Annotated in this window: 14 protein-coding genes and 1 pseudogene; 3 read left to right on the top strand and 12 right to left on the bottom strand. The window is 36.2% G+C overall.

What is annotated here, in order from left to right; all coding sequences use genetic code 11:
• Positions 1 to 91 precede the first annotated feature (91 nt).
• Positions 92 to 556 (top strand): CBS domain-containing protein, encoded by a 465-nt coding sequence (locus SJY30_RS12200; RefSeq protein ID WP_299319281.1) that lies wholly within the window; start codon positions 92 to 94, stop codon positions 554 to 556.
• A 106-nt stretch (positions 557 to 662) separates the two neighbouring features.
• Here the strand turns inward: SJY30_RS12200 and SJY30_RS12195 are convergent, their stop codons facing one another.
• From SJY30_RS12195 to SJY30_RS12170, 6 genes are all read right to left on the bottom strand, one after another.
• Positions 663 to 1,013: a hypothetical protein gene (locus tag SJY30_RS12195; protein ID WP_396632451.1), complete on the bottom strand. Its 351-nt coding sequence runs from the start codon at positions 1,011 to 1,013 to the stop codon at positions 663 to 665.
• Positions 1,014 to 1,505: a DUF6265 family protein gene (locus SJY30_RS12190; RefSeq protein ID WP_396632450.1), complete on the bottom strand. Its 492-nt coding sequence runs from the start codon at positions 1,503 to 1,505 to the stop codon at positions 1,014 to 1,016.
• A gap of 51 nt (positions 1,506 to 1,556) precedes the next feature.
• Positions 1,557 to 1,937 carry a VOC family protein gene (locus SJY30_RS12185; RefSeq protein WP_396632449.1) on the bottom strand — a complete coding sequence of 127 codons (381 nt, stop codon included), beginning with the start codon at positions 1,935 to 1,937 and terminating at the stop codon, positions 1,557 to 1,559.
• 115 nt (positions 1,938 to 2,052) lie between these two features.
• A complete protein-coding gene (locus SJY30_RS12180) occupies positions 2,053 to 2,562 on the bottom strand; it encodes an outer membrane beta-barrel protein (protein WP_396632448.1) in 510 nt (169 codons plus the stop codon).
• Positions 2,563 to 2,767: 205 nt separating this feature from the next.
• Positions 2,768 to 3,325 (bottom strand): hypothetical protein, encoded by a 558-nt coding sequence (locus tag SJY30_RS12175; protein WP_396632447.1) that lies wholly within the window; start codon positions 3,323 to 3,325, stop codon positions 2,768 to 2,770.
• 4 nt (positions 3,326 to 3,329) lie between these two features.
• On the bottom strand, positions 3,330 to 3,548 hold the full coding sequence (locus SJY30_RS12170) for a DUF6500 family protein (RefSeq protein ID WP_396632446.1): 219 nt from the start codon (positions 3,546 to 3,548) through the stop codon (positions 3,330 to 3,332).
• 233 nt (positions 3,549 to 3,781) lie between these two features.
• Between SJY30_RS12170 and SJY30_RS12165 the strand changes: the two genes are divergently transcribed.
• Positions 3,782 to 5,056 carry a PQQ-dependent sugar dehydrogenase gene (locus SJY30_RS12165; protein ID WP_396632445.1) on the top strand — a complete coding sequence of 425 codons (1,275 nt, stop codon included), beginning with the start codon at positions 3,782 to 3,784 and terminating at the stop codon, positions 5,054 to 5,056.
• Between the two features lie 64 nt (positions 5,057 to 5,120).
• Here SJY30_RS12165 and SJY30_RS12160 read toward each other — a convergent pair whose 3' ends face one another.
• The 4 genes and pseudogenes from SJY30_RS12160 to SJY30_RS12145 all read right to left on the bottom strand — a co-directional run bounded on the left by SJY30_RS12160 (position 5,121) and on the right by SJY30_RS12145 (position 9,058).
• Positions 5,121 to 5,312 (bottom strand): DUF4177 domain-containing protein, encoded by a 192-nt coding sequence (locus SJY30_RS12160; protein ID WP_396632444.1) that lies wholly within the window; start codon positions 5,310 to 5,312, stop codon positions 5,121 to 5,123.
• Positions 5,313 to 5,322: 10 nt separating this feature from the next.
• The gene (locus tag SJY30_RS12155; protein WP_396632443.1) at positions 5,323 to 5,634 is read right to left on the bottom strand and encodes a pentapeptide repeat-containing protein; all 312 of its coding nucleotides are present in this window, start codon (positions 5,632 to 5,634) and stop codon (positions 5,323 to 5,325) included.
• A 21-nt stretch (positions 5,635 to 5,655) separates the two neighbouring features.
• A pseudogene (locus SJY30_RS12150) lies at positions 5,656 to 5,814 on the bottom strand (pentapeptide repeat-containing protein); the annotation flags it as partial.
• A gap of 88 nt (positions 5,815 to 5,902) precedes the next feature.
• Positions 5,903 to 9,058 carry a WD40/YVTN/BNR-like repeat-containing protein gene (locus tag SJY30_RS12145; protein WP_396632442.1) on the bottom strand — a complete coding sequence of 1,052 codons (3,156 nt, stop codon included), beginning with the start codon at positions 9,056 to 9,058 and terminating at the stop codon, positions 5,903 to 5,905.
• A gap of 203 nt (positions 9,059 to 9,261) precedes the next feature.
• On the opposite strand from SJY30_RS12145, the gene SJY30_RS12140 reads away from it, so the two are divergent.
• Entirely contained in the window at positions 9,262 to 11,850 is a 2,589-nt protein-coding gene (locus SJY30_RS12140; protein ID WP_396632441.1) for a cyclic nucleotide-binding domain-containing protein, read from the top strand.
• Positions 11,851 to 11,853: 3 nt separating this feature from the next.
• On the opposite strand, the gene SJY30_RS12135 is transcribed toward SJY30_RS12140, so the two are convergent.
• Positions 11,854 to 13,404, bottom strand: a complete 1,551-nt coding sequence (locus SJY30_RS12135; RefSeq protein ID WP_396632440.1) for a M20/M25/M40 family metallo-hydrolase — start codon at positions 13,402 to 13,404, stop codon at positions 11,854 to 11,856.
• Positions 13,405 to 13,555: 151 nt separating this feature from the next.
• Complete coding sequence (locus tag SJY30_RS12130; RefSeq protein WP_396632439.1) at positions 13,556 to 14,848, bottom strand: Zn-dependent hydrolase; 1,293 nt, start codon at positions 14,846 to 14,848, stop codon at positions 13,556 to 13,558.
• Positions 14,849 to 14,948 lie beyond the last annotated feature (100 nt).

Below are 14,948 nucleotides of genomic sequence, written 5' to 3'. Positions count from 1 at the left end.
AATACTGAGTATGTGTAGGTATTCATCGAAAATTATTAGTAAAATTCGTTTTATTTGTTATCTTTAGTAATCAACCTCTAAATAAACTATCATGGGAATCAAAAGCTTTCAAGGCGTTAGAAAAGTATTTAAAAAGGAATTTGAAGCCCCAATATTGGTCGCTGATTACATGACCACTAAGTTAATCACTTTTTCGCCAGATGATTCAATTTTAACCGTAATGGAAAAATTTGCAAAACATCATATCTCTGGTGGACCTGTTTTAGATAAAAATGGATTTCTTGTAGGTATCATTTCTGAGGCCGATTGTATGAAGCAGATTTCTGAAAGTAGGTACTTCAATCAACCTATTTTAGATAAGAGTGTAGAAAATTTTATGACCAAGTCAGTTGAAACCATTCCTCATGATATTTCAATTTTTGATGCAGCAGGTATTTTTGCCCAACACAATAGAAGAAGATTACCCGTAATGAAAAATGACATTTTAGTTGGTCAAATTAGTAGAAAGGATATAGTCGTGGCCGCACTTAAATTAAGTGGGCATAATTGGAAATAGAGCCAGCCCCCAACCCCAAAGGGGAGCTTAAAGTACATGAAGGTTTCCTAATAGGAAACCTTTTTTCATAACAATAATATTCCCCCTTTGGGGGCTAGGGGGCTTGCTATTCTCTCTTCACAATCATATAGAAATCATTGTCTAGAGGTAAATACCCTAAATCATATAGAAAGTAATAGGTAGTGCCTTTTTTTGTGGTGTATAGGTTAGTAATAAAGTCGAAATCGAAACCTTTATCTATTAGCCGCATACGTGTGGTTTTCGTTTTGCCGTCTTTTAATTTATAACTATCAAGAATGCGGTAGTTTTTGCGTAGCTTATTATTGATGTTTCTAATAAGGTTTTTGCTGTCTGGGTTTACTTTATTGTTAAAGGTATTGCGACAGTAATCATTGCAGAACTTTTTGTCGGCTCTGCCTAAGACCTCTTTGCCGCATTCTAAACATTCCTTTTTCATCTATTGTCTGTGATAATTAAAGGTGACTTCGTTAGATGTTCCGTGTTCTTGCCCTACCTCAACATACATGTTTATTTCTTTGTCAGATATGCGTTCTATAGTAAGGTCATCGAAGTAAAATTTATTATCTTCTATTTTTACTAACCTGAAATCTATGTTTTCATCTTTTTCTTCCCACCCACTTAAATTTGGGTCAAAATGTTTGAGTTGAAGAAGTAAAGTGCCGTCTATTTCAATAAGATGACCGAATTCATAAAAACTGACTATACCCTGATCTAACAGTCTAAATGAGAACATCATTGAACCATCTGCAGGCGGACTCCATATTTCTTCTGCAATTCCTCCAAAGGCTTCACCTTTCCAATGTCCCGCAAGCCAATCTATGCTGCTAATAGTCGCATTAGGACTCGTCATGCCTTCTTCAAAAGAAACTGTATTTTGTGCCTGAAGTAAACACATTGATGATAGTAAAAAAAGCAGTAAAAATTTCATGTTCTAGTATTTTCAACAAGATACAAATTAAACGTTTACAAACGGCTTCGTTTACTTTTCATAAAACTCTATTGGTAAGTCATCTGGGTCGGTAATAAAGGTGAATCGTTTATTGGTAAACTCATCTACACGAATAGGTTCTGCTATTACATCATGTTTTTTACAATGAGCAATTGTCTTTTCTATATCATCAACTTCAAATGCAACATGCCGCAAACCACATGACTCTGGTCTAGATGGTCTTTTTGGCGGATTAGGGAAAGAGAACAATTCAATAACATACTCCCCTTTTAATGCCAAATCTAATTTGTAAGATTGTCGCTTTTCTCTATAAACTTCACGAATAACTTCTAAGCCTAAAACTTCGGTATAAAATTGCTTAGAAACTTCGTAATTGGAGCAGATGATGGCGGTGTGGTGTACTTTGTTCATTGGTTTCAATTTAGAACTATTTTTATAAAAGCTGGTTAGCTAGAAAATTTACAAAACAAAAAAAGGGTGGCTTACATCGTTGTAAACCACCCCTGTAATATTATAAAAAGTGTTCTTATAATTTATAAGTAATTCCGATTCTACCTCCACTTACAACATTTCCGCCACCAACTTGAAGGTTGATTGCAAAGTTGTCATCGAAGAAATAGCGACCTCCAATTTGTAAACCTATACCGAAACTATCTGCACCACCATAATCAACGGTACTTCCATTAATTTTAGAAGACCAGCTATAGTAAGATAAATTAGCACCTGCATATAGATCCCACTGACTTGGAATTTCAAATACTTCATTAAAGTGATAATTACCATTACCAGTAACACCGAAGATGGTGCTTTTGAAATCACTACCTAAACCACTACTGTGATTGTAAGTTTGGTAAGATAATTCACCACCTACAGAAATATTCGGTGCTACACCATATTCTAATCCTGCATAGATAGGAACTCCCCATCCAGAGAAACCAACTCCTGCATTTGCTTGTAGAGCTCCTTCTTCTAATGGTGATTGTGCGTACGTAAAGCCAATTGTAAATAAGGCTACTAATAAAATGATTTTTTTCATGGTTAATGTTCTGACTAACAATTAGTTAATTAATGTTGTTTGATGTTTGAATTGTAAATATCTGCGAAAGATAATTAAATAATTTAATTGTCAATGTTTATTAATAGTCTAATTATATAGGTTGAAATTTTTGCTAGTCGTTAGTGAGGTTATTATCTAAATATCCTTTTATTAGGCTTGTAATAGCATCATACTTAAACTTTAACTATTCCCGACCCTCATATAGTTCAATTGCCTTCAAATAATTCATTGCTCCAGTCATGGTCATATTATTAACAAAGCCATCTAAATCAGGATGATTTGTTTTGATATAATTTACTAAAGAATCTTTCTGCTGATTCCAATTTTTCCAATTTACACCAATGTAATCGAGCTCTTCAAGTTTTGTGATTTTACCTGCAGTAAAAGAGACTTTTACATTAAACTTTAGCGGATTGTTCTTTAAAAAGGTATTGCGAATATTCTTTTGACTGATAGTCGCAATAAGGTGATCATTATCTTCAACCAGTTCAAGTATTTCATATGACGGCTTAAAAATGGAATCCCATTTGTAAAACTCATTAAAACTATCCTTATCAAACGGCATTACAAAATCACCGGAGATTAATGTAATACTATCATGAATTACTGTTTTTAGCTTTTCGAAGTCGCCAGAATCAAAAGCTTTATAATATATAGTAACAGTTTCTTTACGACTTAACTTCTTATTGCCGCAACCGAACAACAATCCTGTTACGAATAGAATTAGAAATGTGTTTTTCATTTCTTTAGTTTAACGATTCTACCATCTCTTTAATCTTCACCGCTTTTTCAAAATGGTCTAATTTGTGTTCTAAAATCCACCATTGAGCAACTTTCATCAAAAGTTCAGGATTGTCATTTTTGTTTTTGAAGAATGCATAGAACGATAGTCCTACATTTTCTCCTTTAGCTGCGATTTTAGCATCACAGACTTCAATGATTTTTGCTTTAATTGCTTTTTCCATCCAACTGAGTTAAAAAATGAAGGTACTTATTTAAAATTTAGATACAAATTTGAATCACTTAATACTCATTTTAATCTAGTTTGATTAATCATAAAAGTTTGAATTTTGTCTGTTTAACTATAAAAAATCCTGTTTTCTAAATTTTATGCACAACTCTGTTAAAGTATTTATAAACAGTATGTTGTGGTAATTTTTTGTTGCTTGATAGTATAACTTTGAGATAAACCTTTACTATGAAAACAATACTATATCTACTTGTGTCAACCACTTTGTTTGTTAGTTGTAAAAGCAAAAAAAGTGTATCTGAAAATTCTAAAGAAAAATGGCGCAATACGGGTTCATCGGTTATTGAAACTGCCATTGGTCCTTTAGAATTGGTAGCTCCTTATTCTTCTGAATCTGTTACGAAAAACAGCAAGGTGATTTCTTGGCCTTCTAATAAACTACCTAAGGCTCCAGAGGGATTTGAAGTACAGCGATTTGCTAATGATTTGGAGCATCCACGGTGGACATACGTAGCACCTAACAATGCTATTTTTGTAGCGGAATCTAACACTAAAAATAGTGCCAATAGAATTACTTTGTTAAGAGATACTGATATGGATGGTGAAGTTGATAAACGGCATGTGTTCAAAGAGGGACTCAACCAAAACTTAGGTATGTTGGTATTAAACGATTTCTTTTACATTGCCAATACCGATGGTATTTATCGTTATGCTTATGAGGAAGGTCAAACTACCTTAGAAGGAGAAGGTGAAAAAATAGTAGCATTGTCTGCAAGTGGTTATAATAATCATTGGACGCGTAATGTGATCACGAATAAAGAAGAAAATAAACTATATATATCGGTGGGATCTGCAAGTAATGTTGGTGAGCAAGGTATGGAGAAAGAAAAAAGACGGGCAGCTATTTTAGAGGTAAATGTAGATGGGTCGGGTGAGGTTATTTACGCAAGCGGAATTCGAAATCCGGTGGGTATGGACTGGAACCCGATTACTGGTGAGTTGTGGACAGCGGTTAATGAACGTGATAAAATTGGCAATAATCTAGTGCCAGATTATCTGACCAGTGTAAAAAAAGGTGGTTGGTACGGATGGCCTTATAGCTATTATGGAAGTATAAATGATCCAAGGTGGGAAGATGATCCTCATCAAAATCTTGTGGATATGAGTATTGTACCCGATGTTCCTTTAGGAAGCCATACCGCATCTCTTGGTCTAACTTTTTATACCGATTCTCAATTTCCAGAGGAGTATAAGAACGGAGCCTTTGTTGGTCAACATGGGTCATGGAACCGAGCTGTTTTTTCAGGATATAAAGTGGTGTTTGTTCCTTTTCGAGACGGGAAGCCCCAAAAACCCGTTGATTTTTTAACAGGTTTTATTGCAGATGAAGAAGCAGGAGAAGTTTACGGTCGCCCTGTAGGGGTAACCGTTGCTCCAGATGGGGCTTTGTTAGTCAATGATGATGATGGCGGCGTAATTTGGAGGGTTTCTGCTATTAAATAGTTTTAAAACCCATTAATAATAACTTAAGTAAAACCGGCAGATATTATCCTGCCTGTTTATTATTTTAACTCACTTTTTTCTCAAAAATCAATTCAAAATAAGATGCTGAGCCGTAAGTGGATGTGCCAGGTGCGAAAATTTGAACAAATCGCCATCCTTCTTTAGCTTTAGCAGCAATAATTTCTTTATAGTTTGATTTTGGCTTAGAATTAAATAATCCTCCTAAGGATAATTTTACATATTGATATTCGTACATAGTTTAATTTTTATTTTAAAATCTTCAATTTGTGTTTTTGTAACAACCCCGCTAAATTATCTTTCGAGAATATGGCTCCTGACATGGAATTATTATCAGGGTCAATACTGAAATTTATTGCCGAACTAAAATCCGCTTTTTCAAGATTGGTTCTTGAGAAAATAGCACGTTCCAGATTGCATTCATCAAATTTTGATTTGCTTAAGTCGCAATCTCCAAAATCTACTTCTTCCATTTTACAAGAGACAAAAACCTGACTCACCAGTTTTAAATCGGTAAAAATGGAGAAACTCAAATTGCAGTCAAAAAAGGAAAAGTCCATTAAAAAAGTATTGCAGGTATTAAAAGCTAACCCCATAAGTTTACAGTGCGAAAATTTCACATCTTTGAACGTGGTATTTACAACATTTGCATTGCTCAAATTACAATCTATAAACTCACACTCTAAGAAGGTTTGGTTGTCTACATATCCCTTAGAAAAATCGCAACTTTCAAAGGTGCAATTCTCATACTCCGCTCTGGGTAGTCTGCTGGCTGTATAGTTTTGACCTTTAAAAGTTTAATCTAGTATTAATTTTTCCAATTCAATTTTAGTTTTGTGCTTGTGGTAAAATGATAGCTGGTATTTCTAAGCTCTGAAACATCCTATTATACGCTTTCATTTCGGTATTGATAATCGCATTATGTTCTGTTTTAAAGGTATTCCACATTGCTAATAGGTCTCTTAATCGCTCCTTTGCACCAGCGGTAACCTTTGGTTCTGCAGCATCAATATAACCTCTTAAATTCAATAATTGTGAATTCAGTTTATTTTCAAAATTAATCACATCTTGAAAGGTTTTTTGGTTAGGCTGAATCAGGTTTTCTTGCCAAGCAGTAATGCGTTTTGTTAAAGAATCACCTTGCGTTAATAAGGCTTCTGCTTTCTCATTATCTGTAAGTAATTTATCATATTGTTTTAATTGCGATTTTGCCGACTGCATATCGTTTACAGCATTATGTATTTCTACTACGGTAGCTTCAATGGTTTTCATCATTGTTTGTTGTTCTGCATAGTCTGCCATGCTTGCCTTTACTTTTGGGTGCGGTAAAATGGTTACGGTAGTTTCTGCTGTTTGCTCGCCTAAGGTCAATTTTAACTTGTAATCGCCAGGGCCAACAGTAGACCCGTTTAATCCGCCAAGAACAAAAACCTTATCCACTGCAGGTAAAGGCTCTCTTTTAAAATCCCAAGTAAAACGGTTATATCCTTTTTTAGAAGCTAGAATAGCTGGCTTTGCCGGACCGCCTGGCCAAGATTTAAATTTTTTGTCTTTTTGGTTGGTTATGGTTCTAATTACCTCACCGTCTTTCAGTACTTCTAATTTTAATTGGGTACTGTCTTGTGCTTCGCTTAAATAATAATCGAAAGTTACTCCGCTTTTTGGATTGCTACCCAAACCAGGAACTGGTTTTTCACTAGACCCTCCAATGAACAAATAGGTGTCTTTTGGTTTAAAAATATGTAGCTCTTGTTTTGGAGAAGAGCTATTCTGTATAGCAGCTAAGTCATCTAATATCCAAAATGCACGACCAGCCGTTGCAGCAACTAAATCATTATCTTGAATAACTAAATCATTAATAGGAGTTAAGGGTAAATTTAATTGCAATGGTTGCCAATGCATACCGTCATCTAACGAAATAAATAAGCCAGTTTCTGTACCTGCGTAAAGCAATCCTTTTACTTTTTTGTCTGCACGAACCACTCTCGTGAATGTATTATCGCCTGTTATGCCATTGGTGATTTTTGTCCATGTAGTTCCGTAGTCCGTTGTTTTGTAGATGTAGTTGGCAAAATCCATCGACTTATAACGCATTAACACAATGTAAGCTGTCGCTGGGTCATGAGGAGAGACTTCAATACTGTTTATGATACCTTCTTTTGCACCTGCGGGAGTGACATTTGCCCAGTTCGCTCCGCCGTCTTTGGTTACATGAACTAGTCCATCATCACTACCAGACCAAATTACTCCCTCTTCATGTGGAGATTCTGTTAAGTAGGTTAGGGTGTTGTATATTTCACCACCAGCAGCTTCATTGGTAAACGGACCACCACCAAGTCCGTGTTTGTCTTTTTCGTCTCTAGTTAAATCCGGGCTAATAACTTTCCAACTTTGACCTTCATCCGTAGATTTGAAAACAACGTTACCACCATGATAAATGGTTTTTCTGTCATGGAGCGAGGTGATAATCGGGGCATTCCAATTGTAACGGTACTTTGCATTTTCTGGTGATATACTTAAGCCTAATTCAGGGTATTCTTTAATTGGTTTAGATTCTTTGGTATTTGCATCCCACTTATCAATATTACCTTGGTAAGTTCCACCATATATCAATTCTGGATTATCTGGGTCAAAGGCTAAAAATGCGCTTTCGCCACCAGCAACGGCATACCAATCTTTCCAATCGATACCGCGATCATTTGTTCTAGAGGCTATTGCTACGGTAGAATTATCTTGTTGACCACCGTATACATTATAGGGTACTAGATTATCTGTAATTACCCTGTAGAATTGTGCTGTATTTTGGTTCACTTGTGTACTCCAACTTTTTCCACCGTTATTGGATACATTCGATCCTCCATCATTAGAATTTATCATGCGTTGATTGTTCAAAGGGTCTATCCATAAATCATGATTATCACCGTGTGGTGTTGGTAGTGGTGAAAAAGATTTTCCACCATCTATTGATTTTGTTACAGGTGCATTTAATACGTAAACGATATCTTCATTCTGGGTATCGGCAAAAATCTCCATGTAATACCAAGAACGTGTAATATTGATACGGTCTTTATTGATTAAGGTCCATTTTTTACCGGCATCATCTGACCGGTATACGCCGCCTTTTTCTCCTTCCGCTTCTATTACAGCAAATACACGCTCTGGGTTGGCTCTAGAAACGGAAATGCCCGCTTTACCCATTTCTTTAGGTAAGCCTTCTTTTAATTGATCCCATGTTTCTCCACTATCGGTAGATTTGTAAATGCCCGAGTTTTTTCCGCCAGATTCCATCGTCCATGGAAAACGTCTGTGTTGCCACATAGCTGCATATAAAATGGTAGGGTTGTTCATATCCATAGATAAAGCAGATGCCCCGGTAATGTTATCTATAAAAAGTACATTTTTCCATGTTTCGCCACCATCGGTAGACTTATAAATACCTCGTTGAGAAGAAGGTCCGTATTGGGCACCTTGTGCGGATACTAAAATGATATCGGGATTTGTAGGGTCTATAATAATATCAGATATATGTCTAGTTTTATCAAGTCCCATATGTTTCCAGGTTTTACCTGCATCGGTAGATTTGTATACGCCGTCGCCCATAGAAGTCATTACACCACGGGCTGCATGTTCGCCCATACCTGCTATTACAATGTTATGGTTGCTTTCAGATACGGAAATGGCACCTACAGTAGCGGTTTTTAAGAATCCGTCAGAAATATTCTTCCATGTAATTCCGTCATCCGTAGTTTTCCAGATTCCACCACCAACGGTTCCCATATAATAGACCATAGGTTGACCTAAAACACCGGTTGAAGCTACACTTCTACCACCTCTAAACGGACCAATATTTCGCCATTTTAATCCTGTAAAAAGAGAGTCTTCTAGTTTAACGGTGGGTTGGGTGATTTTACTTTTTCTTCGTTGAGATTTTAATGCTAACGGTGCCATAATGACAAGCACGAGCAAAAGTCTGATGATTTTCATGGTGTGGTCTGTATTAGTTGTTGAAAAGGGAAGATAATAAAAGGCTGTGTAAAATGATAGTCTATAAATTGAATTTGGTTATTCTAAGTTTAAGAGGGTGAATTTTATGGTTTTAACCAATATCAATTTGTTAAAATGATAAATTGGTTTTAATGTTGGCAGTCCTTTTTTTTTCGCTTTTATCTGGTTAAGTTAGGAGGAGTATGATACACCAAAATAGAGTTTTAAAGCAAGAAATAACTACTGAAAAATTAAAAGAATATTTTCCGAACGGAGCGTTAAAAACATACGCCAAAGGATACGCCATCAGTTATATTCATAAAAAAGTAAGAACGTTTAGATGGCTTATAGAAGGTAGTGTCAACTATTACATTTCACTTGATAATCCTGAAAGTGATATTCTCGTTTGTCAAAACTCAGAACCTTTTTCTACTATTGGTTTAAACGGATTCAATACGCCCAAAAGATTTACCTATAAAGCTACGGTTGCTTCACCAAAAGCATCATTTTTTGAAATTCCATTTCATGAGCTAGACACGTATTTAAAAAAAGGACATCAGAATATTTTACTGAAAAATATTGGTTCAAAATTGTACCGTGTATTGCATACTGCCCTAACGAAGCAAACCGAATTATTGAGTCCCGTAAGGTTTCAGCCTTTTGTTGAAGACCGACAGTTTTTTATTTCTCCCGTTTCTGAACAAGAAGAGATTGTTTCATTAATGCGACGCTCTCCATTTCTGGATTATTTTGAAGAGAAAAATTTAATGGCTTTAGCTGCGTTGGCAGAACGTAGGGAATATGAACCCGATGAGGTTTTATATGTACAAGACGGTTCTAGTAATGGGTTGTTTATTCTCATTCACGGAGAAGTTACCATTAAGCGAATAGAGAATACAATTGAAATTAAACAGCGCTCCATTAAAAACTCCGGCTTTGTATTTGGGTGGTCATGCCTATTGAAGGAGAAAGATATTTGCTCTGCTATTACAAACACAAAGACCTCTGCCTATTTTATTCCTGAAGGCGATTTAATGAAATTGTTTCAAATTGATGATGCTTTTGAAGGTCAATTTTATCAGCGATTATTGTGGCTTATGGGCAATCAGCTAAATGCTGCTTTTGTACGTTATGTTGGCTTGTTGGGCAAGCACAATCTGCAGGCTGTTTATCAATTGATAAAGAATAATAAATCGCGCCTATTATTATCATCGCCTTTACACCAAGTGCCACATCTATTAAAAAGTAATACCACCAAGCAGTTTGCTTATGATGCCTTAACAGGTTTGATTAAAAATGGTACTGCTCTAGAACGCCATATTGCCTCATTAAGTTTAGAACTGCTGGGCGAAGATCAAAAGGAGCATGAGTTTATAAACGGCTTACAGCAGATTTATGAGAATGTTGCAGAAAAGAACAGTGAAGATGCCAAGCAAAACAGAAAGGTTTGTGCTGAGTTGACCATGAAGGTGTTTAAAAATGTACCCTATATTATTGAAGGTTGGGATAATTTGCCTAATGATACCGGTAACATTTTTATTTATAACCACTTGATTAATGACCCGCATTATACACTAAATAATAATTTTCAGATTACCCTAGATTCTCATTTTCTAAGTGCCATGGTTTTGTATAAAAAATACGAAGAACCCGGTATTAGAACAGTTAGAATAGGGCAGGGACAGGAATACGGTCATCAGAATTACTATGACAACCTGGGCTATATAAATGTGTATACCAAAGAATCTGATGAAACTTCTTCTAACAGAAAAGAAGAGGCAAGAAGTATATTTTACAGTGAAGCATCTAAACATTTAAAACAGAAATACAATTTAATTATAAGCCCTGAAGGCACCTCTTACAGAACAGACGAATCTCCCGGTCCTTTTAAAATGGGCGCTTTTAAATTGGCATTGCATACGGATCCAGAGCCGTATATAATACCTATAGTTATGGTGAATTTTGATCATAGAATTGGCAAATCTTTATACTACTGTGCCATTAAAGAACCTTTTTTGCTCAGTGAAAAAGTACCTTCTAAAAGCAATAAAGATTTATATGCTTTTATGGAGCAATACCAATTGGAATACCAAGGCTATGTCAAAGAAGCTATTGAAAGAGCTGAACAGTTGAATGTATCTAGTTCGGGTGCTGATAATTTAGAAGAGCCACCTGCCATTTGGTGCAATGAAATAAAACGACTTAAAAGACGAGTAGCTAAATTACCTACCCAAGAAAACTTGATAGCTTTCTACGGAAGTTCATCGGTACGTTTATGGGTAAATATGAAGCGAGATCTTAGTCCTTTTAATGTGGTAAATCTTGGTTTTGGTGGATCTACATTTGCATGGTGTATTCATTATTTTGATGAGATATTTACAGAAGCTAATCCGTCTAAAATTGTGTTATATGCTGGAGAGAACGATTTGAATAGTGGTAAAACTCCCCAAGAGGTACTTTCTGGATGTATGGAATTAGTAGGATTGATACAAGATAAATATCCTGATGTAGAATTGGCATTGATTAGTCTTAAACCTAGTGTAGAGCGTGAAGCTTTAATTCCGTTAATAATGGAAACTAATTTAATGCTGTCCAAGTATTTTATTACCGAATTAAATGCACAATACATTAATGTATTCGCGCAAATGATTTCTACCGATAATAGACCGATACCGGAATTGTATCTTTCTGACGGATTGCATTTAAACAAGCAAGGCTATGCACTGTGGAGTACTGCAATTAAGAAAGCACTACAAGCAGCAGATAGCCTTGAGCTTGAAAATCAATTATAATTATTATTCGTCTTGCCCACCTTTGCGTTGTGGTGTTCTTGATGTTGGCCATTTTCCTTTTTCACCAGATCTAGGGTTAATACCTAACACAGCTTTTTCGCGCGATGTTTTCTCTGGATCTTCACAAGCCATATACGTAAGAATAGCTGTTAGAATAGCATTGTTACGTACGTCATCAAATACTATCTTGTCATACGTATCTAGATTGGTGTGCCATGTGTAATTCCAATAATCCCAACTAAGAGAGCTTAAAGAAAAAGCAGGTGCACCAGCAGCAACAAAAGAAGCGTAGTCAGAACCACCACGACCAGGTGATCCCGGGAAGGTAGTTTCTATTTCATTTTTATACGTTTCTGGTACGGCTTCTAACCAACGCCCTAAATAATCATAGGCATGTAGAAAACCTTGTCCCGATAAGCGAACAACACGACCGGTACCATTATCTTGATTGAAAACGGCTTGTACGCCAGCTACAATTTCTGGGTGGTCTTCAACAAATGAACGAGAACCGTTTAAACCTTGTTCTTCACTTCCCCAATGTCCAATTAATATCGTTCTTTTTGGATTCGGATATACTTTTTTAAGAATTCGAGCAGCTTCTAACATGGTAATTGTGCCAGTACCGTTATCAGTTGCTCCCGTTCCACCATCCCAAGAATCGAAATGGGCAGAAAGTATTACATATTCATCGGGGAACTCGGTTCCGGGTATGGTTGCTATGGTATTGAATGTTGGTACCACGCCTAGGTCTTTAGATTCGGCTACTATTTTAATTTTAGTGTCTGCACCATGTTCAACCATTCTGTACAGCATTCCATAATCCTCTAAAGAAATATCCACTGCAGGAATTTTTTCGGTATTTGCACTAAATATTTTGTTGGCGCCAAAACCTTCAGACCATCTTGACTGTGCAATACCTACGGCACCTGCTCTTTCAAATGCCGAATTGATATTTCTACTCGTGTAGCCTGTATTGTTAATATTCTGTCTCCATATTTTTTCGATAGAATCGCGCTCCGTTTTCATTTTCTCGAAGGATGATTTTGTTGCGTATTCTTCCCAGTTTTCATCTGGTCTACCTGTAGGTTGCAGCATGCTCACCATAACTATTTTTCCTTTCACATTAGGAAGCCATTTTACAAATGATAAGGAATCTTTGAAACTTGGCAATGTTATTAAAGATGCGGTAACACCTTTAGAACTTGTACCTGGGTTCCATGCCAATTGTGTGGCGTGAAGCGAAGCTACACGCGGCGATACCAAATCTACGTGCGTGATGCCTCTCTGCCAACCTTTCCAAGTTCCCCATTGTTGGTTTTCGGCAGCAATACCCCATTTTTTATAGGTATTTATTGCCCAGTCATGTGCTGTTTTCATTTCTGGTGTTCCCACTAAACGTGGTCCATTGAGGTCCATTAATTCGTAAGCTAATTGCTCTAATTGCGAGTTTTCAATGCCTTCTTTTTCAATGGCATTGACAATGTCTTCTGTAGTTTGTGAAATTGCGATGGTCGTGCATAGAAAGTATGCACAAATGAGTAGTCCTTTTTTCATGTTCAAGATAGTTTGTTAGTTGAACTAAGGTACTCATTTAAGGGTAGAAGATTACTGTTAAAATTTGTCTGATTTTTCTAAGAATTAGACAGACTGTCTTAACATGAGGGTGATTAAACTAAAGGTATTTATTCTTTTTAATTTATAAGAATTATTTCAACTTCTTATCCAATGCCAAAATAGTCTGCAATAGTACATTAGCACCATTTGCCATGTCAACCGCAGAAGTAAATTCTTTCGGAGAATGACTTATTCCGTTTTTACTTGGTACGAATATCATACCCGTTGGTGCAATAAGTGCCATGTCTTGGGCATCATGACCCGCGCCACTTGCCATTGATTTGTAACTCAATTCAAGAGATTGAACACTTTTTTCAATTTCAGATTGTATGGTTGAATCCATAATTGCAGGGTCTGCTGTGGTATCCAATTTGTTAAAAGTGATTTCTACGCCAGATTCCTTACTAATTTCTTTCGCTCTTTTTTCAATAGCAGTATATAATTTTTCTATTACCTCAGAAGATAAATCTCTAATTTCAAGACTCGTAACTACATGACCTGGAATTACATTAGGTGCTCCTGGTTCTGATTTTATTCTACCAACAGTTGCAACTTGTGATCCATCAAAACTTGTGGCAACTTCATTGACTGCTATAATGAATTTTGAGGCTGCTAATAATGCATCTTTTCTGGCATTCATTGGTGTTGTACCTGCATGATTGGCAAAACCGTTGAATTCAACATTCCACCATTTTAACCCCACAATACCTTTTACAATACCAATCTCTAAATTTTCTTTTTCAAGAGTACCCCCTTGTTCTATATGTAGTTCTAAAAAGGCAGCAACTTCTCCTTTTTTACGAGCCACTTCTGCAAGCCTAGTGGTGTCTCCACCTAATCTCATCATACCTTCGCCAATGGTGTACCCTGTTGAATTTTTAACCCCAAAAGCACTTTTATTCAAATGTCCGGCGATTGCTCTGCTACCTACAACACCACCTTCTTCATTAGAAAATATGATAATTTCTAAAGGATGTTTGGTTTTTACCTTATTTTCATCAAGCACTTTAAGAACTTCCAAAGAAGCCATACTGCCCACACAGCCATCATAATTACCACCATGCGGAACGCGGTCTATATGTGAGCCAAATGAAATAGGTTTCATATTTGGTTTTGTCCCTTTTCGTATCCCAATTACGTTACCTGCATAATCGATATGGGTTTGAATGCCCATGGCATTTAATTGCTCAATAACCCATTGCTGGGCAGCAACATCGGCATCACTAAAAGCAACACGTTCGGTTTCGCCATTTTCTTGAATGCCAAACTGGGCAAGATCTAGAATACGCTTTTCTAATCGGTCTTGATTCACGGAGATTTGAGCGATACCTAATAAAGGACTAATAATTAAAAGTAAAGTAATTATATTCTTATATTTTTTCATGATCCTATATGGTAAAGCGTTTTTATCTCTCTATAAATATTTCAAAAATGGTGTATACTTTTGAGATGTAGTATACACCTAATAATTTATGTATTAGAAT

Source organism: Maribacter sp. R86514, from assembly GCF_044597005.1.
Classification (GTDB): Bacteria; Bacteroidota; Bacteroidia; order Flavobacteriales; family Flavobacteriaceae; genus Maribacter.
The sequence above is the reverse complement of the archived record's forward strand: the minus strand, read 5'-3'. Positions and strand labels throughout refer to the sequence as shown.

Bases quoted from the DNA above. Each gene is read 5' to 3' on its own strand.
- SJY30_RS12190 (WP_396632450.1), bottom strand. From the start codon at position 1,505: ATGAAATTTTTACTGCTTTTTTTACTATCATCAATGTGTTTACTTCAG.
- SJY30_RS12175 (WP_396632447.1), bottom strand. From the start codon at position 3,325: ATGAAAAACACATTTCTAATTCTATTCGTAACAGGATTGTTGTTCGGT.
- SJY30_RS12185 (WP_396632449.1), bottom strand. From the start codon at position 1,937: ATGAACAAAGTACACCACACCGCCATCATCTGCTCCAATTACGAAGTT.
- SJY30_RS12170 (WP_396632446.1), bottom strand. From the start codon at position 3,548: ATGGAAAAAGCAATTAAAGCAAAAATCATTGAAGTCTGTGATGCTAAA.
- SJY30_RS12165 (WP_396632445.1), top strand. From the start codon at position 3,782: ATGAAAACAATACTATATCTACTTGTGTCAACCACTTTGTTTGTTAGT.
- SJY30_RS12140 (WP_396632441.1), top strand. From the start codon at position 9,262: ATGATACACCAAAATAGAGTTTTAAAGCAAGAAATAACTACTGAAAAA.
- SJY30_RS12200 (WP_299319281.1), top strand. From the start codon at position 92: ATGGGAATCAAAAGCTTTCAAGGCGTTAGAAAAGTATTTAAAAAGGAA.
- SJY30_RS12135 (WP_396632440.1), bottom strand. From the start codon at position 13,404: ATGAAAAAAGGACTACTCATTTGTGCATACTTTCTATGCACGACCATC.
- SJY30_RS12160 (WP_396632444.1), bottom strand. From the start codon at position 5,312: ATGTACGAATATCAATATGTAAAATTATCCTTAGGAGGATTATTTAAT.
- SJY30_RS12130 (WP_396632439.1), bottom strand. From the start codon at position 14,848: ATGAAAAAATATAAGAATATAATTACTTTACTTTTAATTATTAGTCCT.
- SJY30_RS12145 (WP_396632442.1), bottom strand. From the start codon at position 9,058: ATGAAAATCATCAGACTTTTGCTCGTGCTTGTCATTATGGCACCGTTA.
- SJY30_RS12180 (WP_396632448.1), bottom strand. From the start codon at position 2,562: ATGAAAAAAATCATTTTATTAGTAGCCTTATTTACAATTGGCTTTACG.
- SJY30_RS12155 (WP_396632443.1), bottom strand. From the start codon at position 5,634: ATGGACTTTTCCTTTTTTGACTGCAATTTGAGTTTCTCCATTTTTACC.
- SJY30_RS12195 (WP_396632451.1), bottom strand. From the start codon at position 1,013: ATGAAAAAGGAATGTTTAGAATGCGGCAAAGAGGTCTTAGGCAGAGCC.